Below are 17,656 nucleotides of genomic sequence, written 5' to 3'. Positions count from 1 at the left end.
GGCCCTGATCTTGCCGTTAAGGAACCTCTGAACAACTCGGCTTGACTCGTTGCCCGAGGTTCCCCAGCGCTCAGTTTCCGTCGTTGTAGACCTTGGCCAGCGTGCCCTCGCCGATGTCCCGGCAGATGCGCGAGCCGGTCGCCAGGATGCAGCGCTCGCCCGACGCCCGCGACTTCGCGAACACGAACACCTGCGTATAGCGGATGCCGCCGTCGGCAGGCAGGGTCGCCGGATCGAAACGCCATTGCTTCAGGGCCTTCTCTGCCGCCCGCTCGAACGCCCCGTCGCCGCCCTGTGCAAAACGGATGTCGCGTACGGAACCATCGGCGGCGATGCCGAAACTCACTTCGACCCGGCTGCTTTCGGTGTGCGCAAAACTCGGGAAGGTCGGTGCGACGGTATGCATTGCAACCGGCTTGCGCTGGCGGATCGCGCCCGTCTCCACCGGCACCCGTTGCTCGACCGGGATCGAAGCCAGCTCGGTCGGTTTCTGCGCATACGTCGCGGTCGCGGGCGGCACGACTGCGGTCGGAGCCGGTGTCGCTGCGGGGGTCGGTGCGATCGCGCTGCGGGTGCTCACCACGGCTTCCGGCGCGAGCGTCGCTTTCGCGCTCGTAGCCGCGACCGCAGCCGGCACCGACGCGGCAACCTCGGCGGCCGGCAGGTTTATCGGCGCCAATCGCAAGCGCGGCAGGTGGAACGCATCCATCGGCGCCACACTTGGCAACAGGCCCGCGGCATCCAGACCGCCGAGCCATGAGACTGCAAGACGCGGCGTGGTAAGCGCATGACCGGTCGCGCGCTCGATCCGCTGCACGACCAGCAGTGCGGCGCCCAGCCCGAACGCGACCAGCAACCAGCGACCCGAAGCGCGGCGCTCGACGCCGATGCGTGGCGCCGGCATGCCGACGATGCGGCGCACGCGTTCGAGCAGCTCGCCGCCATTCGCGGCCAGCGCCAGCGAACCTGCCGTGTGGCGGAGTTCCTCCAGCGAGGCAAGCGTGCGCGCGTATTCGCGCGGCTCGCCGGACGTCAGCTGCAATACCAGTTCGTCGCAGCACAATTCGCGCTCGTCGCGCACCTCACGGGAAATCCAGTGCACGACCGGGTGATAGAACATGAGATTCTCAAGCAGCGCCTGAGCGAGATTGACCACGTGGTCGTAGCGACGCAGGTGACCCAGCTCATGCGCGAGGATCAGTTCGATCTGGTGGCGGGGGAATCCGAGCACGACCGCAGCGGGCAGCAGCACGACCGGCTTGATCCAGCCGAACAGCATCGGCGTGTCGACGCGCCCCGACACCAGCACGCGCACGCGCCGCACGAAGCCGAAGCGCCGCGTCAATCCCAGCATCATCGCATCAAGGTCCGCCTGCGCGTGCGCCCAGCGTCGCGCCACCAGACTCAACGCATGCCATTGCTGCACGGTGCGTGCGGCCATGGCCAGCACGCCGACGCCCCAAAGCAGCACGAGCCACGGCAAGGCCTGGTCGAGACGGGCGAGCAGGTCAAAGGCCTGAACCGGCGCCGCCTGCACGATGTTCGCCGCACCGAGATCGATCGCCTCGACATCCGCATCGAACTGCGGTCGCAGCGCGATCAAGGTCGCGAGCGGCCACAGGGCAAGCGCGGCGAGTGCGGCCAGGCCGGTGGCATAGCGGGCGCGGCAGTTGGCTTTCGGCAGCAGCGCGCGCGCCGCCGCGAATGCGATGCCGACCAGCACGCCCTGCCACAGGAAATGCAGCAATGTCCATCCCAGAGCATGGATCCACGGCGTCAATGCGTTCATGGCTGCGCACCCTCGATCCGGTCGAGCAGCGCACGGATCTCGTCGAGCTCCTCGCGCGTCGCCTTCGGGCGGCCACCGAGCGCCTGCAACACGAGCTGCGAAGGCGAGCCGTCGAACACACGCTGCACGATGTCGACCACGAAGCGCTTCTGCGTGCGCTCCTTGCTGACCGCCGGACGGAACACATGAGCGCGCTCGGAGTCGTCGCGCAGGACCAGCCCCTTGCCGTGCATGATCTGCAGCAGCTTGAGTGCCGTCGTGTAGCCGGCACCTTCTTCCCGATACAGCGCCTCGTGGACGTCGCGGACCGTGCATGGCCCGCGCTCCCACAGGACGTTGAGGATGCCGAGCTCCGCTTCCGTCGGCTTCGGAACACTGTCGATCTTGGTCATGCCCACTCCCGGCCTTTTCCCGACATCCGCAAGGTGTCGATTCAACCCCATTTCTTCTGTCTGTTCACCTGCTGACGCTCGAGTTCCTTGTTGTCCTCGCGGCGACGCTGGTCGCGCTCGCGCGCCGTCACGCAGGTCTTGACCGGAAGGTTGGAGCCGATCGGTCGCTCGGACTTGCAGATCAGCCGGTCGCCATCGCGCTTGCCGAGGATCGAATTGATCTCTTCCTGGTCGACCAGCAACTTCTTCTTCTCGTCGATGCTCATCTGGTCCACCGACGACTTCTGCTCGAACAACTTGCTCATCTCGTCGAGGCGCGCGTTGACGACCTGGCGCTCCTCGCCATTGGTCTCGGCGTAGCGACCGCCCGCATCCATCTGCTTGCGCACCCATTCCGACACGGTCTGGAACGAATCCTTGTCGCTCGCGTTGACCGCGGGATTCGCCTTGTCGGCGGCGCCGGCGACTTGCACCGACATGACGAGCAACAACAGCGCACCAATGAAACGGACCTTCATGAGTTACACCCCTTGAGAATCGATGGCCGGAGGCGCAATGGGCTGATGCCTTCCGGGGTCCCCTGACGGAAACCTTTGGTGATGCTAAGGCCGCCCTCCCGGCGTTGTCAACGATTCTCCTCGTACATCGGTTGTCGTTGATTCCGACGGCCCGGCGCGGCGGTCCTGCTCGGCTGCGGAGAGCGACGCCACGTCTATTTGCGCTTCCTGCGCACCGGCGTGGCCACGGCGCGAATTCGCGCTATGTACTCGATGATGGCGCCAGCGACATCCACCCCGCTCGCGCCCTCGATCCCCTCCAGCCCGGGCGAGGAATTGACCTCGAGCACGAGTGGCCCGCGCACCGAGCGCAGCAGATCGACGCCAGCGACGCCGAGGCCCATCACCCGCGCTGCACGCAGCGCGGTCTGGACCTCAAGCGCGCTAAGCGTCACCGCACTGGCGCTGCCGCCGCGATGGATGTTCGCGCGGAAGTCCCCTTCGGGCGCCTGCCGCCGCATCGCCGCAACGACCTGATCGCCGACCACGAAGCAGCGCAGGTCGGCTCCGTCGGCCTCGCGAATGAACTCCTGCACGAGGAAGTTCGCGTACAGGCTGCGGAACGCCTCGATCATGCCGAGTGCGGCGCCGCGCTTCTCGGCCAGCATCACGCCCTGCCCCTGCGCGCCTTCGTTGAGCTTGATCACGTGCGGCGGCTCGCCGAGCATGGTGAGCAGGTCGCGCGTGTCGTCCGGATTGTCGCCAAACACGGTCACCGGCAAGTCGATGCCCTCGCGCGCGAGCAGCTGCAGCGAGCGCAGCTTGTCGCGCGCGCGCAAGATCGAATCCGAGTCGTTCGGCGTGTACACGCCCATCATCTCGAACTGGCGCACGACGGCGGTGCCGTAGAACGTGATCGATGCGCCAATGCGCGGAATCACCGCGTCGAAGCCGTGCAACGCCTTGCCTTTCCAGTGCATCTCGAACTTGCCGGCGGCGATGCGCATGTAGCAGCGCAGCGGATCGAGCACGCGCACGCTGTGGCCGCGCGCGCGAGCGGCCTCCACCAGACGGCGAGTCGAGTACAGACTGGCGTTGCGCGACAGGATGGCGATCTTCATGCGGGGATCCGGGGCGTGGGGGTCCGCGGCGGCCGCGGACAACAATAGGACGAGGCCGGGTCGATCTGGAATCGACCCGCCAGCGCGGAACGGCCGAGCAACAGCGGGAACAGCATCGCGCGCCGATCGGTCAGGTTCATTTCCGTGCTGAAGCGCTGTCGCGCGATCTCCAGCTCCACGCGGATGAACCAGCGCTCGCTGCGATGCCCACCGGAATCGGTGACGCTGCGGCGGTCGAGCACCGGCGCCGTGCAGGCGACGATCGCGTTGCCGCGCCGCCGCACGCGCACCTGGAAGCGCACGTGCGCGACGCCCGCAAGGTCGAACGTCTCGATCGCCTCGACATGCAGCGAGGAGGAGCGTGCGCCGCTGTCGAGCTTGGCCTTGATCGCGCCGATGCCCAGTCCAGGCAGCGCAACCCACTCGCGCCAGCCGAGGCTGGCGGGACGGTCGACGGAAAGCGCGGCGGCAGCGGCGTCTGGTCGGGGCACTCGGGACACCTCGGGGAGGAGGACGTGACGCGCGTATGGCGCACTTGACGGCGGGTGACCCGGGCGGATGCGGTCGCTGCCGGGATGGAGCGGGTGAAGGGAATCGAACCCTCGTCAGTAGCTTGGGAAGCTACAGCTCTACCATTGAGCTACACCCGCACGGGACCGGTCCGGCGTTTTGCCCGGTGACAGCGCAAGACGCGAAGCGTAGCGGTCGCCATCGACGCGGACAAGACGGCTGCCGATCCTGAATGTCCGCCTAGCGGACTCGCAAGGGATTGCAAGGTCGATACAGCGGAAAGTCATCATTCAGCCTGACTACGCGGATACTGTGCACAGCCTGTCAAACCCGGCGGCCGATGGTCTGGGGATTCGGTCCCACCGCGACCGGGGTTGGCGTAGGCACTTGGAGATCATCGATGTACACGAAGCGTTTCTTTCCACGTGCGTGGTGCGCCGCCGCGCTGGCAACCGTGCTTGGCGCGTTTGCGGGTTCGGCGCTGGCCGACCCGCCGGATCGCGTCGCGCGCGTCGGATTCCTGCGCGGCGAGGTCAGCTTCCAGGCGGCCGGTGACGACCGCTGGGTCGAAGCCTCGTTGAACAGGCCGCTCGGCACCGGCGACAAGGTCTACACCGATCGGGATTCACGCGTCGAACTGGAAATCGGTGCTGCCGCGGTCCGCCTCGACGAGCGAAGCACGTTCAACCTGCTCAATCTCGACGACCAGATCGCGCAGATGGAACTCACCGAGGGCGTGCTCAACCTGCGGGTGCGTCGCCTCGACAACGGCCAGAGCTACGAAATCGACACGCCGACGCTGGCCTTCGTCATCGGCCAGCCCGGCCAGTACCGCATCGACATCGATCCCCAGGGCACTTCGACCATGGTGACGGTGTTCGACGGCGGCGGCGACGTGTACGGCGAAAACAACGCCAGCTACAGCGTGCGCGCCGGCAATTCGTACCGCTTCAACGACACTGCCTTGCGCGACTACGAAGTGCTCGACCTGCCCCGTGCGGACGACTTCGACCGCTGGGCCGATGCGCGCGATACGCGCCACCAGCGTTCGGTTTCGAGCCGCTACGTCGCCGACGACATGATCGGCTACGCCGACCTCGACGACAACGGTTCGTGGAGCGACGAGCGCGAATACGGCAACGTCTGGTATCCGGCCTCGGTATCGGTCGGCTGGGCACCGTACCGCGATGGCCACTGGTCGTGGATCGACCCGTGGGGCTGGACCTGGGTCGACAATGCCTCCTGGGGCTTCGCACCGTTCCACTACGGTCGCTGGGTGCAGGTACGCGATCGCTGGGGCTGGTGCCCGGGGCCGCGTCATGTACGCGCGATCTACGCACCGGCACTGGTCGCGTTCGTCGGCGGCGGCGGCTGGGGTGCCAGCGTCTCGATCGGCGGCGGCCCGGTCGGCTGGTTCCCGCTCGGTCCGCGCGACGTCTACGTGCCGTGGTACCGCGCCTCGCGTGGCTACTTCAACAACATCAACGTGCGCAACACGACCGTGATCAACAACACCTACATCACGAACGTGTACAACAACTACTCGAGCGGTCGACCGATCACCAACGCCAACTATGCCTATCGCAACAACGTCAACGCGGTGACCGCGGTTTCCCGCGAGACGTTCGTCGGCGCCCGCGCGGTCGGCGATGCACGCGTGCAGGTCAACGCGGCGCAACTGCGCAATGCGCAAGTGGCGAGTCGGCTGGCGATCGCGCCGACCCAGGCAAGTTTCGTCGCGGCGAACGCGCGCACGCGCAACGTGCCGCAGACGGCCGCGGTCGACCGCCGCGTGATCGCACGCACGGCACCGCCGCCGCAACCCATTGCGACCGCCGCGCGAGTGCAGGCGATCCAGCGCAACGACGCACAACCGCTCGCACGCAGCGAACAACGTCAGATCGCCACGCGCCCGGGAGCTGCGGGTGAAGCCCCGGCAGCGAACTCGCGCAGCCGGGTGCAGGTCGTGGGCGCGGGTGCCGAACGCCCGCAGCCGCTGCCGACGCGTCCGAATGCTGCGCCCCAGCGCGGCCCGGCGGGCGATGCCCGACAGCAGCCGATGCCCGGCCGTGCCACGGTCGCGCCGCGCGCGGACACGCGCACGCAGCCGAACGTCGCTCCCCGTGGCGACAGCCGTGTGCAGCCGTCCGGTGATCGCGGCGGCCTGCCGTCGTCGCGTTTCGCTCCGCATGGCGACCGCGGGAACGCGCAGGGCGACAGCCGTAACACGCCGGCCCAGCGCCAGGCATTGCCGCAGCAGCGCGAAACGCCACAGGTTCGCCAGCAGCCGCAACGCGAAGTCCGCGAGATGCCGCAGCGCGAGGCACCGCAGATGCGCCAGCAGACGCAGCGCGAAGTCCGCGAAATGCCGCAGCGCGAGGCACCGCAGGTGCGCCAGCAGCCGCAGCGCGAAGTCCGCGAGATGCCGCAGCGCGAGGCACCGCAGATGCGCCAGCAGCCGCAGCGCGAAGTCCGCGAGATGCCGCAGCGCGAGGCACCGCAGGTGCGCCAGCAGCCGCAGCGCGAAGTCCGCGAGATGCCGCAGCGCGAGGCACCGCAGATGCGCCAGCAGCCGCAGCGCGAAGTCCGCGAGATGCCGCAGCGCGAGGCACCGCAGATGCGTCAGGCTCCGCCGCCGCAGCAGCAGGTGCGTGAGGCCCCGCAGGTGCGCCAGCCGCCGCCGCAGCGCGCTCAGCCGCAGGAGCGCCAGCGTGACAACGGCGACAAGAGCGACAAGAGCGACGACGACCGTCGCAGGCGCTGATCGTCAGCGGGCGCCGCGCGAGGCGCGGCCTCTTCTTCCGGCCTGCGCGTGTGTCCGAGCCTGGTGCTCGCCTACAATCCGCGCATGAGGATCGTATTGAACGGCGAATCGCGTGAGGTATCCGCGACCACGTCGCTGGCCCAGTTGCTGGAGCAGAGCGGATTCGGCGCGCGCCGCGTCGCCGTCGAGATCAATCGCGACATCGTCCCTCGCAGCCGCCACGCGGAGCATCTCCTCGCTGAAGGCGACCGCGTCGAAATCGTGCAGGCGATCGGCGGCGGCTGACGCGGCACCACTTGGCCCGCGTCCGGCCAGATGCCGGATCCGGCTCGAATCCCGCCCATTCTTCCGGTCACTCGTCCACGGCAGGCTCGGATGGGCGAAAATGGCCCATTCGATCCATCGCGACAGACTCCCATGACAGCCCTCGCGCAATCCCCGTTCGATGCCACCACCGACGCCCTGGTGATCGCCGGCAAGACCTACCGCTCGCGCCTGCTCACCGGCACCGGCAAATTCAGGGACCTCGACGAGACGCGGCGCGCGACCGAAGCGGCCGGCGCGGAAATCGTCACGGTCGCGATCCGTCGCACGAACATCGGCCAGGACCCGGGCGCACCCAGCCTGCTCGATGTGCTGCCACCGGATCGCTACACGATCCTGCCGAACACGGCGGGTTGCTACACCGCCGACGAGGCGGTGCGCACCTGCCGCCTCGCGCGCGAGCTGCTCGACGGCCATACCCTGGTCAAGCTCGAAGTGCTGGGCGACCAGAAGACCCTCTACCCCGACGTGGTGCAGACGCTTGCCGCCGCCGAGACGCTCGTCGCCGATGGCTTCGAGGTCATGGTCTACACCAGCGACGACCCGATCCTCGCACGGCGCCTGGAGGAGATTGGTTGCGTGGCGGTGATGCCGTTGGCGGCGCCGATCGGCTCGGGCCTTGGCATCCAGAACCGCTGGAACCTGCTCGAGATCGTCGAGAACGCGAAGGTGCCGGTCATCGTCGATGCTGGCGTGGGCACCGCTTCCGACGCGTCGATCGCAATGGAACTCGGCTGCGATGGCGTACTCATGAACACCGCGATCGCCGGTGCGAAGGACCCCGTGCTGATGGCGCATGCGATGAAGCTCGCGGTCGAAGCGGGCCGCGCCGCGTTCCGCGCCGGCCGCATCCCGCGCAAGCGCTTTGCCTCGGCATCCAGCCCCGTCGACGGGTTGATCTGAGCCGATGCGATCATTCCCGGCAAGATTCGAACACGTGCCGTCGTCCCCGCGAATGCGCGGATCCAGCGACTTCGGGCGGTTGCAGGAAAAGACACTCGATCACCGCGTTCGCGGGAATGACGGGCAGGAGACGCGTGGTTCGGAAATTGGCTGGCTCGCGAAACCCGAACCGCGGCGATCGCATTCGACAACCAGCCCGTACCCGCCATCCCATGGATGAGTCCGCGCTCCACCAGCGCCGCATCCGCAGTTTCGTGCTGCGCCAGGGGAGATTCACGCCGGCCCAGCAACGCGCGTTCGACCAGCACTGGGCGCGCTACGGCCTCGACTACACCGCTGCCCGGCGCGATCTCCTTGCGAGCTTCGGCCGCGACGCCGCCCGCGTGCTCGAGATAGGCTTCGGCAACGGAGAACAGTTGCTGCATTCCGCGCAGGCCGAAGCCGCAAGCGACTTCATCGGCATCGAGGTGCATCGCCCCGGCGTCGGGCGGCTGATGAACGGACTCGCCGAGGCCGCGGTCGACAACGTGCGCCTGTACAACCACGATGCGGTCGAGGTGCTCGAGCACGAGATCGCGCCCGCATCGCTGGCCGAGGTGCGCATCTATTTTCCCGATCCCTGGCACAAGAAGCGCCACAACAAGCGGCGCCTGGTCCAGCCGGAGTTCCTTGCCCTGCTCGCGAGCCGCGTCATCCCCGGCGGGCGCTTGCATTTGGCGACCGACTGGGCCGACTATGCCGAGCATATCCGCGACGTGCTCGCGTCGGCGCCACATTGGCGCATCGATGCGCAGCATGCCGATCCGGCCGTACGCCCGCCCTGGCGCATCGAGACCCATTTCGAACGTCGCGGCCTGCGCCTCGGCCATGGCGTATGGGACTTCGTCCATGAACGAACCTGAGCGCAGCTGATGCGCATCGGCCGATAACAAGAAGCTGCCCCGAATGGACGCCGGCCTGACCCTCACCACCAACATGGCGCTCGTGTTCGCGCTGCTCGCGTTCACGGTCGTCATGCTGGTGCTCGAGTGGATCCGCGCCGACCTGGTCGCCCTGCTCGTCATAGTCGTCATCGGCATCACGCGCCTGCTGCCGATCGAGCAGCTGTTCGACGGCTTTGCCGGCAATGCGGTGATCTCGCTGATCGCGGTGATGATCATGGGCGCGGGCCTCGACCGCACCGGCGTGCTTAACAAGGCCGCTTCGTTCATCCTGCGCCTCGCTGGCGGCGTCGAGTCACGCGTGTCGCTGCTGATCAACGCGATGGTCGGCAGCCTCTCCGCGGTGATCCAGAGCCAGGCACTGTCTGCGCTGTTCCTGCCGGTGGTCAGCCGCATCAGCGCGCGCACCGGACTGCCGCTCAGGCGCCTGCTGTTGCCGATGGCCTGCATGATCCTGTGCGGCACCAACATGACGATGATCTCGAACTCGCCGTTGATCCTGCTCAACGACCTGATCGCGAGCGCGAACCGCAACCTGCCGCCGGGCGCGCAGACGATCCAGACCTTCAGCCTGTTCGCGATCGCGCCGGTCGGCATCCCGCTCCTGCTGGGCGGCCTCGCCTATTTCGCGCTGTTCACGCGCCGCCTGCTGCCCGGCGACGAGGAACGCCAGAAGGTCACACCGGGGCGCACCGAAACGTACTTCGCCGAGACCTACGGCATCGACGGCGAAGTGTTCGAACTGACGGTCACCACCGACAGCCCGCTGGTCGGCATGAGCGTGACCGAAGTCGAGCAACTGCGCGGCGCCCCGCTGATCCTCGCGCTCAAGACCGGCGGCGAGGCGCGCCTTGCACCGCCCGGCGACCAGATGATCTGGGTCGGCAGCGTGCTCGGCGTGCTCGGCAAGCGCGAAGCGGTCAGCGACTTCGCCAACGTGCAGCTGTGCCAGGTGCAGGCGCGCCTGCGCAATTTCGCCGACTTGTTCAATCCGGCGCGCGCGGGCATCTCCGAAGTCGTGATTCCGCCGAACTCGACCTGGATCAAGAAGACGGTCGGCGACCTGCGCGTGCGCAAGACCTACGCGATATCCGTGCTCGCGGTGAACCGCGGCGATCAGGTGTTCCGCGAGGACGTGCGCCAGGTCGCGCTGCGCGCCGGCGACACGCTGGTGCTGCACAGCTTCTGGCGCGACCTTGCGCAGACGGCCGAATCGCGCGACTTCGTCGTCGTCACCGACTACCCGAAGGAAGAGCACCGGCCAAGCAAGATCTGGCACGCGACCGCTTTCTTCGGGCTCGCGATGGGGCTTGGCCTGTTCACCGACATCCGCCTGTCGATCGCGATGCTGGTCGGCGCACTCGGCATGTTGCTCTCGGGCGTGCTGGACATGGACGAGGCGTATGGCGCGATCAACTGGAAAACGATCTTCACGCTCGCCTGCCTGATCCCGCTCGGCTGGGCGATGGATTCGACCGGCGCCGCCGCGTGGCTGGCGCAGGAAGTGCTGAAATATCTCGGCGAATGGCCGCAATGGGGCTTGCAGGCGGTGGTCGCGATCCTCAGCCTGCTGTTTGCGCAGGTCGTCTCCAATGTCGGCGCGACGGTCATGATGGTCCCGATGGCGATCAACGTCGCGCTCGTTTCCGGCGGCAATCCCGCGATCTACGCGCTCATTGTGGCGATCTCGACGTCGAACGTGTTCCTTATCCCGAGCGCGAACCCGGTGATCATGATCGTGTCCGGCCCGGGCGGATACCGCTCACGCGATTTCCTGCGCGTCGGCATCCCGCTGACCCTGCTGATGCTGGTCATCATGCTGGCAAGCGTGAACCTGGTATTCCGTCGCTGAGCGAGCCCCACACCGAGGTCGACCGATCGCGCAGGATTTGCGCATTCGCGCCCAGCTTGCGGGTGTAGCATGAACGCTCGGACCTGCACCGCATGGACGCTGCCATCCCGAGGAGGCACGCCATGAACCGCACCGTCGTCGTCCTGGTCCTTTCGCTATCCGCGTCCGGCGCGCTCGCCGCCGACGGCTGCCGCGTCTCCGGCACTGCCTACGATGCAGGCGGCCGGCCAATCGGTTCGGCGGTCGTGCGCCTGCTCGACATCGACACCGGCCAGACGCAGTTCAGCGCGGCCGACCGGCACGCGGCGTTCTCGTTCGACACCGTCGTACCATCCGACATAGGGCGCTATCGCGTCGACCTGTTGAGCGCGCCGACGGTGGTCACCGGCACGCGCATCCCTACGCGCTCGATCCTCGGCATGACGGCGAACTGTGCCTGCGGCGCGGGCCAGGTCGCACAACAGGACGTGCGCGCGCAAGTCGACTAGGGAAGCCCGGGCACATCCGTACCATTCGTGTTGGGCGCTGTTCCGCGAAGTCGAAACACCCGCGACGCATCGAATGTCCCCTCGACTCCGCGCCTGCGGCGCTGCGCTCGGAACCTGCCCCGGACCATGATCCGGGAGCGAACGTGAACCCCTTCGCGTGGAGCGCTGCTCCGCATGGCCACACCACCGCCGCACGCATCAACGCAGGCGGATCTCGCGATCGACGACGCGCACGGGCATCGGCACGAGTCCATTGCTGCACGGTCCGCCGAGGCAGGCGCCGTTGTCGACGCGGAAGGTCGCGCCGTGTGCGGCGCAGACGACACGACCGTCGCTGACGAGGAATTGCCCGGGCGCATAGTCGAGGCGCCGCCCGGCGTGTGGGCACTCGTTGTGGTAGGCGAACACCAGTTCGCCTTGGCGCAACACGATCAGCTCGAAACCGCCGGTCGCGCTGTCGACCTGCACGGCGATCGCGCCGCCATCGGCGATGTCATCGAGCCGGCACAGCGGCGCGGATTCGTTCATGCAACTTCCAGCACTTGTGGGCGCGCGCCGTCACCCCTATGGTGGAACGCTGCATCCTCGCTGCATTCTGGCACACGGAGATTCGCGTCATGTTCCACGCCGGCTTTTACAGGCTGAAGTCGCGCCATCCGCTCGCGCGGTTGGCCGCGCTCGTGCTCGCGGTCATGGCGGTGGTCGTGTTGCTCGCGATCGGGGTGTTCGCGATCGCCGTGCTCGCGCTTGGCGGCATGGTGTTCGCGCTGATGCGCGCGCTGCGTGCTCCGCGCGCAGCAACGACCGGACACGCCGCGACCGCGACGCGCGACACGCAGGGCGTCATCGAGGGCGAGTTCCGCGTCGTCGATCACGATGCCCACGGGCACGCGACCCATTCCTGAAACCCGGCGCCGGTGGCTCCATCGAATGACCCGGGGGCGGTCCTCGCGCAGGGGCCATCCTCGCTTCAGGATAGCGCCAACGCTCTGACGCCGAACCGATGAACGATCTTTCCCACAGCGGCGCACGTGAGCGCGGCGCGAGTCCGACCTTGCTCGGGCCGCGCCTGCTGGTGCCGATCGCCCTGATTTCGCTGTATTTCGTCTGGGGCTCTACCTATCTCGCGATCCGCATTGCGGTCGCCAGTTGGCCGCCGTTCCTAATGGCGGCGGTGCGCTTCCTGTGCGCGGGCGGCGCGCTGTACGCGTTCCTGCGCTGGCGCGGCATGGCCGCACCGACCCGCAAGCAATGGATCAACTCCGCGCTGACTGGCGTCATGCTGCTCGGGTTGGGCAACGGCCTGGTGTGTTTCGCCGAACAGAGCGTCGCCTCCGGTCTCGCCGCCGTCGCGGTCGCGAGCATGCCGCTGTTCGCCGCAGTGTTCGGCGGCTTGTACGGGCATTGGCCACGGCGGATGGAATGGCTCGGCCTCGGCGTCGGTTTCGCCGGCGTGATCCTGCTCAATCTCGGCGGCAGCATGGCCGGCTCGCCAATCGGCGCGCTGGCACTGGTCGTCGCGGCCGGATCGTGGGCATTCGGCTCGGTATGGAGCAAGCGCCGCGACATGCCCCCGGCGGCGATGAACACCGCGGCGCAGATGCTCACCGGCGGCGCGGTCCTGCTCGCGTTCGCCTTGCTGATCGGCGAACGCCTTCCGGTGTCACCACCGCTGGCCGCGAATCTCGCCGTCGTCTATCTCGCGATTGCGGGTTCACTGGTCGGCTTCAGCGCCTACCTGTACCTGCTCAACACCGTGCGCCCCGCGCTCGCGACGAGCTACGCCTATGTGAACCCGCCCGTCGCGGTGCTGGTCGGTGCGCTGTTCGGTGGCGAAGCGGTGCACGGCTTCGACCTGGTCGCAATGGCCGTCATCCTCGGCGGCGTCGCCCTGATTGCGCTTGCGCGCGAGCGTGGTTGAACAGAAAGCGTCTTGACTCCGCTCGCTTGCGCCCGCTGCGCTCAACGCAAACGGCCTTCCCGCGCACTGAAAAGAAAACCCGTTCGCCCTGAGCGCAGGCCCCGAGGGCGGGTCGAAGGGGCACCGACGCGAACGAGTTGAGAATGGCGCGCTCGGCGTGTCCATAATGACGCGTTGCCGGCGTGGAGGTCGCGATGAGCGGGAACGCACACGATGCGTGGGTGGCGCGGTTCGCGCTGCGATCGGCGGCATGGGCCGAACGCTGGTTTCCCGATGCGTTCGCATTCGCCGCGCTCGGCGTCGTGCTCGTCGCGCTGGCCGCGTTCGGCACCGGTGCGCGCGCGCTCGACACCGCCGGCGCGTTCGGCGACGGCTTCTGGAGCCTGATCCCGTTCACCATGCAGATGGTGTTCGTGGTCGTCGGCGGCTACGTCGTCGCAACCTCGCCGCCGGTCGCGCGCATCGTCGATCGCCTCGCGCGTGTGCCCAGCAGCGGACGCGGCGCGATCGCCGGTGTCGCGCTGGTCAGCATGTTGTCATCGTTGCTCAACTGGGGTTTCAGCCTGATCTTCGCCGGCCTGCTGGTGCGCGCGCTCGCGCGCCGCCAGGACCTGCGCCTCGACTATCGCGCAGCCGGCGCGGCTGCCTACCTCGGCCTCGGCGCGAGCTGGGCGATGGGACTCAGTTCCTCGGCGGCGCAATTGCAGGCCAATCCAGCGAGCCTGCCGCCGGCGGTACTGGCGATCACCGGCGTGATCCCCTTCAGCGAGACGATATTCCTGTGGCAGTCGATGCTGCTGACCGCAGTCCTGATCCTTGTCTCGGTGGCGATCGCTTGGTGGAGCGCGCCGCGCGGTGAAGCGGTCCGCGATGCAGTCGCTTGCGGAGTGGCGCCGGAAACCGCCGTTGCGGACCATGTCCGCACACCGCGCCGGCCCGGCGAATGGCTGGAATACAGCCCGCTGGTCAGCCTCGCGCTCGCCGCACTCGGGATCGCCTGGCTCGGCCGCGAATTCGCCGGCAAGGGATTCGCGAGCGCGATCTCGAATCTCAACACCTACAACTTCCTGTTCCTCGTCGCCGGGCTCGTGCTCCACTGGCGACCGCGCCGGTTCCTCGACGCGGTCGCGCGCGCTGTGCCGGCAACGACCGGCGTGCTGATCCAGTTTCCGCTCTACGGCGGCCTCGCCGGCATCCTCACCGGCGCGAAGGGCGGCGACGGACAGACGCTCACGCACCACCTGTCATCGATGTTCGTTGCGCTCGCCTCGAAGGACACGTTCGCACCGGTGATCGGCCTGTACTCGGCGGTACTCGGCTTCTTCGTGCCCTCCGGCGGCGGCAAGTGGATCATCGAGGCGCCGTACGTGATGCAGGCCGCGAACGACGTGCATGCGCACCTCGGTTGGGCGGTGCAGGTCTACAACGCTGCGGAAGCACTGCCGAACCTGATCAACCCGTTCTGGATGCTGCCGCTGCTCGGCATTCTGGGCCTCAAGGCACGCGACCTCGTCGGCTTCACCTTCGTGCAGTTCGTCGTGCACGTGCCGTTGGTGCTGTTCCTGCTGTGGGCGCTCGGCCTCACGCTCGAATGGCATCCGCCGGTGATGCCCTGAAAGCTCGCATCGAGGGTCAGCGCGTCAGCACCACCAGCGCGACGAGTGCGATCAGGGCGAGCCAGCCGACCAGGATGCGGCGCAGCGCGCGCTGCGCATCGGCGAGTTCGACCAGTGGATTGCTGACATCGGTCGCGTAGCCGTCGCCGGCTTCGACGTCCGCGTCAATGCCGGCCTTGGCGACCGCGCCGAGAAAACCAAGGTCGAGCGTGAAGTAGCCCTTGCCGTGCGCGGCATGATAGGTGCGCCAGGAGGCGATCACCGCGTCAAAATCGGAGACCAGTGCGAGTGTCAGCGTGACGAGGTGCGCCGGCGCCCAGTCGAGGATGCGCGCGGTGCGTTCGAGCGTGTCGCGCTGGGTCGCGTCGATTCCATTGTTGAATACCGAGTTGCGCGCCATCAACTGCACCACGCGATAACCCAGCGCACCAGCCGGACCGAGCACGACGAACCAGAACAGCACGCCGAACCAGCGCGACAGCGCCGCATCGAACGTCGCTTCGACCAGCGCGCCCGACTCGAACGCGAGTGGCGCGCCCGCGGTGTCGGCGCGCAGGGCCTGCGCGGCGGCGATGCGCCGATCGCTGTCGGGTGCCTTCAACACCGCCTCGATGTCGGCATCGAGATCGCGCGGTCCCCAGCAGTAGAACAGCACCGCGACGCCGAACGCGAATGCAGGCAGGCCGAACAGCACATGGCTCAGCACGAGCTGGATCAGAGAACACACGACGACCAGCAGCAAGGGCAGCAGGGCGGCGGCGAAGCGCGGGCGCGCCGCATCACCACTCGCGCGGGTCCATTGCGCGATCCATACCTGCAACCAGTAAAAATCCCGCCAGCGCGAGAGATCGGGCAACGCAAAGCCAACGGCGAGGACGAGCAGGATCGCGAGCAGGGTCTGGGCCATGGAACCGTCATGCGCTGCGTTGGGCGTTGCGGCGCATTCTAGCGGACGCGGCGCCCCGGGCGGCGTGCTGCATCAAAGGTGCGCGCAGGCGAGCGGGGCCGGGACCGGGGAGCATCGCGGCGAATGCGAACGTGTTCGTGCCGGAGCTGCTGCCCGCGCGACCAACGCCCGGCGCGCGCCCAGCACCTGTAGCGGCTGCGCCGCTCTTGCCCGTCGAGCCGCATGCTCCGCGTCCCGACGAACTCCCGAACGGCCGGAGTTCAGCCGCGTGGCGTTGCCCAAGCGTCGGTCGCGACGAGTGCGCCGAGTTCGACGCCGGCGTGCGAGCGAAGCCAGTGCGCGATGAGCTCGTGCGACACCGACAACTTCGGCGGCAGCACGAGGCCGCCGGAGGCGATGCCGTCGATGATCTCCGCCGCGCTGAACCAGCGGGCGTCGCTGAGTTCGCAGCCGACGCGAATCGACGCATCGACCGCCTCGGCGCAGAAGCCGAGCATGAGCGCGGACGGAAACGGCCACGGCTGCGAGGAATGGTACTCGCAGGCGCCGACGCGTACGCCGGCTTCCTCGTACACCTCGCGGCGCACCGCGTCCTCGAGCGATTCCCCCGGTTCGATGAAACCGGCGAGGGTCGACCAGCGGTTGTCGCCCCAGCTCGCCTGGCGGCCGAGCAGGCAGCGATCCTGCCAGCTGACGATGACGATCATGGCCGGGTCGACGCGCGGGAAGTGTTCGCTCGCGCACTGCGCATTGGTGCACTTGCCGCGATGACCAAGCGCGACGAGTTGGAGCGGCGCGCCACAGGCGCTGCACCAGCGCGTGCGCGCCTGCCAATGCGCGAGCGCGCGTGCGTAGGCGAACAGGCCGCTTTGGAAAGCGGACAGGCGCGTGCCGGCGCTGCGCAGGTCGATGTAGTCGGCTGCCAGTTCGCGTGCGACGCGCGCGTCGCCGTCGGCGTCGATCGGCAACGCGAACAGCGGACCCGCCGCGTCGGCACCCAGATAGATCACGCTCGATTCGCCGGCGAGGCTGCGCCGTTCGCCCACATCGAGCAGGCGCAATGTGCCGCGTTCCTTGTCGAACAGCGCGCGCCGGCCAGCGGCTCCGTCCGCACCCAGCAGCAGGAAGCGCGCGCGCGGATCCGTGTGTTGCGCGTTCGCCCACTCGGCGTCGTCGCGCAACTCGGCATTGCGCTCCAGTTCGAGGCCGGCGAAGATGTTCGAACGCAGGTCCACGCTCAGACGGTGAACGAGGAGCCGCACCCGCAGGTCGTCTTCGCGTTCGGATTGCGGATCACGAACTGCGCGCCGGTGAGCGATTCGGAATAGTCGATCTCGGCGCCCGCGAGGTATTGCAGGCTGAGCGGATCGACCAGCAGCGTCACGCCGTCGCGATCGACCGCAAGGTCATCCTCCGCGCGCGCTTCGTCGAACGTGAAGCCGTACTGGAAACCGGAACAACCGCCGCCGCTGATGTAGACACGCAGCTTGAGCTCCGGATTGCCTTCTTCCGCGATCAATTCGCGTACCTTGCCTGCCGCGGCGCCGGTGAACACCAGCGGCGCGGCGTCGGCGTCCAGGTAGGTCGGGGTGTGCGTCGCGCTCATGCTTGGCAGATCGGTGCAGCAAGGC

The 17,656-nt window shown here is 67.9% G+C and carries 18 protein-coding genes and 1 tRNA gene; 9 read left to right on the top strand and 10 right to left on the bottom strand.

Annotation, left to right across the window (positions count from 1 at the left end):
- Positions 1-70 precede the first annotated feature (70 nt).
- From ACILRJ_RS04260 to ACILRJ_RS04235, 6 genes are all read right to left on the bottom strand, one after another.
- The gene (locus ACILRJ_RS04260) at positions 71-1,789 is read right to left on the bottom strand and encodes a TonB family protein (protein WP_395680721.1); all 1,719 of its coding nucleotides are present in this window, start codon (positions 1,787-1,789) and stop codon (positions 71-73) included.
- Complete coding sequence (locus ACILRJ_RS04255; RefSeq protein ID WP_395680719.1) at positions 1,786-2,181, bottom strand: BlaI/MecI/CopY family transcriptional regulator; 396 nt, start codon at positions 2,179-2,181, stop codon at positions 1,786-1,788. The genes ACILRJ_RS04260 and ACILRJ_RS04255 overlap by 4 nt, the downstream gene beginning before the upstream one ends.
- Before the next feature lie 41 nt (positions 2,182-2,222).
- Positions 2,223-2,699 (bottom strand): hypothetical protein, encoded by a 477-nt coding sequence (locus tag ACILRJ_RS04250; protein ID WP_395680717.1) that lies wholly within the window; start codon positions 2,697-2,699, stop codon positions 2,223-2,225.
- A gap of 194 nt (positions 2,700-2,893) precedes the next feature.
- Positions 2,894-3,799 carry a 30S ribosomal protein S6--L-glutamate ligase gene (rimK, locus tag ACILRJ_RS04245; protein WP_395680715.1) on the bottom strand — a complete coding sequence of 302 codons (906 nt, stop codon included), beginning with the start codon at positions 3,797-3,799 and terminating at the stop codon, positions 2,894-2,896.
- The gene (locus ACILRJ_RS04240; RefSeq protein ID WP_395680713.1) at positions 3,796-4,290 is read right to left on the bottom strand and encodes an ATP-dependent zinc protease; all 495 of its coding nucleotides are present in this window, start codon (positions 4,288-4,290) and stop codon (positions 3,796-3,798) included. The genes rimK and ACILRJ_RS04240 overlap by 4 nt, the downstream gene beginning before the upstream one ends.
- Positions 4,291-4,375: 85 nt before the next feature.
- A tRNA-Gly gene (locus ACILRJ_RS04235) sits at positions 4,376-4,449 on the bottom strand.
- A 260-nt stretch (positions 4,450-4,709) separates the two neighbouring features.
- Between ACILRJ_RS04235 and ACILRJ_RS04230 the strand changes: the two genes are divergently transcribed.
- The 6 genes from ACILRJ_RS04230 (at position 4,710) to ACILRJ_RS04205 (ending at position 11,581) form a co-directional block, all read left to right on the top strand.
- Positions 4,710-7,073: a DUF6600 domain-containing protein gene (locus ACILRJ_RS04230; protein WP_395680711.1), complete on the top strand. Its 2,364-nt coding sequence runs from the start codon at positions 4,710-4,712 to the stop codon at positions 7,071-7,073.
- Positions 7,074-7,157: 84 nt separating this feature from the next.
- The gene (gene thiS / locus ACILRJ_RS04225) at positions 7,158-7,358 is read left to right on the top strand and encodes a sulfur carrier protein ThiS (RefSeq protein WP_395680709.1); all 201 of its coding nucleotides are present in this window, start codon (positions 7,158-7,160) and stop codon (positions 7,356-7,358) included.
- Between the two features lie 132 nt (positions 7,359-7,490).
- Positions 7,491-8,300: a thiazole synthase gene (locus tag ACILRJ_RS04220; RefSeq protein ID WP_395680706.1), complete on the top strand. Its 810-nt coding sequence runs from the start codon at positions 7,491-7,493 to the stop codon at positions 8,298-8,300.
- Positions 8,301-8,512: 212 nt separating this feature from the next.
- A complete protein-coding gene (trmB, locus tag ACILRJ_RS04215; protein ID WP_395680704.1) occupies positions 8,513-9,202 on the top strand; it encodes a tRNA (guanosine(46)-N7)-methyltransferase TrmB in 690 nt (229 codons plus the stop codon).
- A gap of 43 nt (positions 9,203-9,245) precedes the next feature.
- Positions 9,246-11,093 carry an SLC13 family permease gene (locus ACILRJ_RS04210; RefSeq protein WP_395680702.1) on the top strand — a complete coding sequence of 616 codons (1,848 nt, stop codon included), beginning with the start codon at positions 9,246-9,248 and terminating at the stop codon, positions 11,091-11,093.
- Between the two features lie 122 nt (positions 11,094-11,215).
- Positions 11,216-11,581, top strand: a complete 366-nt coding sequence (locus tag ACILRJ_RS04205; protein ID WP_395680700.1) for a carboxypeptidase-like regulatory domain-containing protein — start codon at positions 11,216-11,218, stop codon at positions 11,579-11,581.
- Between the two features lie 198 nt (positions 11,582-11,779).
- Here the strand turns inward: ACILRJ_RS04205 and ACILRJ_RS04200 are convergent, their stop codons facing one another.
- Positions 11,780-12,109, bottom strand: a complete 330-nt coding sequence (locus tag ACILRJ_RS04200) for a Rieske (2Fe-2S) protein (protein WP_395680698.1) — start codon at positions 12,107-12,109, stop codon at positions 11,780-11,782.
- 89 nt (positions 12,110-12,198) lie between these two features.
- Between ACILRJ_RS04200 and ACILRJ_RS04195 the strand changes: the two genes are divergently transcribed.
- The 3 genes from ACILRJ_RS04195 (at position 12,199) to ACILRJ_RS04185 (ending at position 15,118) form a co-directional block, all read left to right on the top strand.
- Positions 12,199-12,486 carry a hypothetical protein gene (locus tag ACILRJ_RS04195; RefSeq protein WP_395680696.1) on the top strand — a complete coding sequence of 96 codons (288 nt, stop codon included), beginning with the start codon at positions 12,199-12,201 and terminating at the stop codon, positions 12,484-12,486.
- 98 nt (positions 12,487-12,584) lie between these two features.
- Positions 12,585-13,502 carry a drug/metabolite exporter YedA gene (gene yedA, locus ACILRJ_RS04190; RefSeq protein ID WP_395680694.1) on the top strand — a complete coding sequence of 306 codons (918 nt, stop codon included), beginning with the start codon at positions 12,585-12,587 and terminating at the stop codon, positions 13,500-13,502.
- Between the two features lie 194 nt (positions 13,503-13,696).
- The gene (locus tag ACILRJ_RS04185; protein WP_395680692.1) at positions 13,697-15,118 is read left to right on the top strand and encodes a short-chain fatty acid transporter; all 1,422 of its coding nucleotides are present in this window, start codon (positions 13,697-13,699) and stop codon (positions 15,116-15,118) included.
- 16 nt (positions 15,119-15,134) lie between these two features.
- Here the strand turns inward: ACILRJ_RS04185 and ampE are convergent, their stop codons facing one another.
- The 3 genes from ampE to erpA form a co-directional block, all read right to left on the bottom strand.
- Positions 15,135-16,025, bottom strand: coding sequence for a regulatory signaling modulator protein AmpE (gene ampE, locus ACILRJ_RS04180; RefSeq protein WP_395680690.1), 891 nt, complete (start codon positions 16,023-16,025; stop codon positions 15,135-15,137).
- A gap of 260 nt (positions 16,026-16,285) precedes the next feature.
- Positions 16,286-17,260: an NAD(+) diphosphatase gene (nudC, locus tag ACILRJ_RS04175; protein WP_395680688.1), complete on the bottom strand. Its 975-nt coding sequence runs from the start codon at positions 17,258-17,260 to the stop codon at positions 16,286-16,288.
- 2 nt (positions 17,261-17,262) lie between these two features.
- Positions 17,263-17,631, bottom strand: a complete 369-nt coding sequence (gene erpA / locus ACILRJ_RS04170; protein WP_395680686.1) for an iron-sulfur cluster insertion protein ErpA — start codon at positions 17,629-17,631, stop codon at positions 17,263-17,265.
- Positions 17,632-17,656 lie beyond the last annotated feature (25 nt).

Origin of the sequence: Dokdonella sp., assembly GCF_044227025.1 — a bacterium.
Classification (GTDB): Bacteria; Pseudomonadota; Gammaproteobacteria; order Xanthomonadales; family Rhodanobacteraceae; genus Dokdonella_A.
This window is presented reverse-complemented; position numbering and strand designations above follow the sequence as displayed.

Bases quoted from the DNA above. Each gene is read 5' to 3' on its own strand.
- thiS (WP_395680709.1), top strand. From the start codon at position 7,158: ATGAGGATCGTATTGAACGGCGAATCGCGTGAGGTATCCGCGACCACG.
- erpA (WP_395680686.1), bottom strand. From the start codon at position 17,631: ATGAGCGCGACGCACACCCCGACCTACCTGGACGCCGACGCCGCGCCG.
- ACILRJ_RS04210 (WP_395680702.1), top strand. From the start codon at position 9,246: ATGGACGCCGGCCTGACCCTCACCACCAACATGGCGCTCGTGTTCGCG.
- ACILRJ_RS04255 (WP_395680719.1), bottom strand. From the start codon at position 2,181: ATGACCAAGATCGACAGTGTTCCGAAGCCGACGGAAGCGGAGCTCGGC.
- ACILRJ_RS04260 (WP_395680721.1), bottom strand. From the start codon at position 1,789: ATGAACGCATTGACGCCGTGGATCCATGCTCTGGGATGGACATTGCTG.
- ACILRJ_RS04230 (WP_395680711.1), top strand. From the start codon at position 4,710: ATGTACACGAAGCGTTTCTTTCCACGTGCGTGGTGCGCCGCCGCGCTG.
- ACILRJ_RS04220 (WP_395680706.1), top strand. From the start codon at position 7,491: ATGACAGCCCTCGCGCAATCCCCGTTCGATGCCACCACCGACGCCCTG.
- ACILRJ_RS04195 (WP_395680696.1), top strand. From the start codon at position 12,199: ATGTTCCACGCCGGCTTTTACAGGCTGAAGTCGCGCCATCCGCTCGCG.
- ACILRJ_RS04205 (WP_395680700.1), top strand. From the start codon at position 11,216: ATGAACCGCACCGTCGTCGTCCTGGTCCTTTCGCTATCCGCGTCCGGC.
- ACILRJ_RS04200 (WP_395680698.1), bottom strand. From the start codon at position 12,109: ATGAACGAATCCGCGCCGCTGTGCCGGCTCGATGACATCGCCGATGGC.
- yedA (WP_395680694.1), top strand. From the start codon at position 12,585: ATGAACGATCTTTCCCACAGCGGCGCACGTGAGCGCGGCGCGAGTCCG.
- ampE (WP_395680690.1), bottom strand. From the start codon at position 16,025: ATGGCCCAGACCCTGCTCGCGATCCTGCTCGTCCTCGCCGTTGGCTTT.
- trmB (WP_395680704.1), top strand. From the start codon at position 8,513: ATGGATGAGTCCGCGCTCCACCAGCGCCGCATCCGCAGTTTCGTGCTG.
- ACILRJ_RS04185 (WP_395680692.1), top strand. From the start codon at position 13,697: ATGAGCGGGAACGCACACGATGCGTGGGTGGCGCGGTTCGCGCTGCGA.
- ACILRJ_RS04250 (WP_395680717.1), bottom strand. From the start codon at position 2,699: ATGAAGGTCCGTTTCATTGGTGCGCTGTTGTTGCTCGTCATGTCGGTG.
- rimK (WP_395680715.1), bottom strand. From the start codon at position 3,799: ATGAAGATCGCCATCCTGTCGCGCAACGCCAGTCTGTACTCGACTCGC.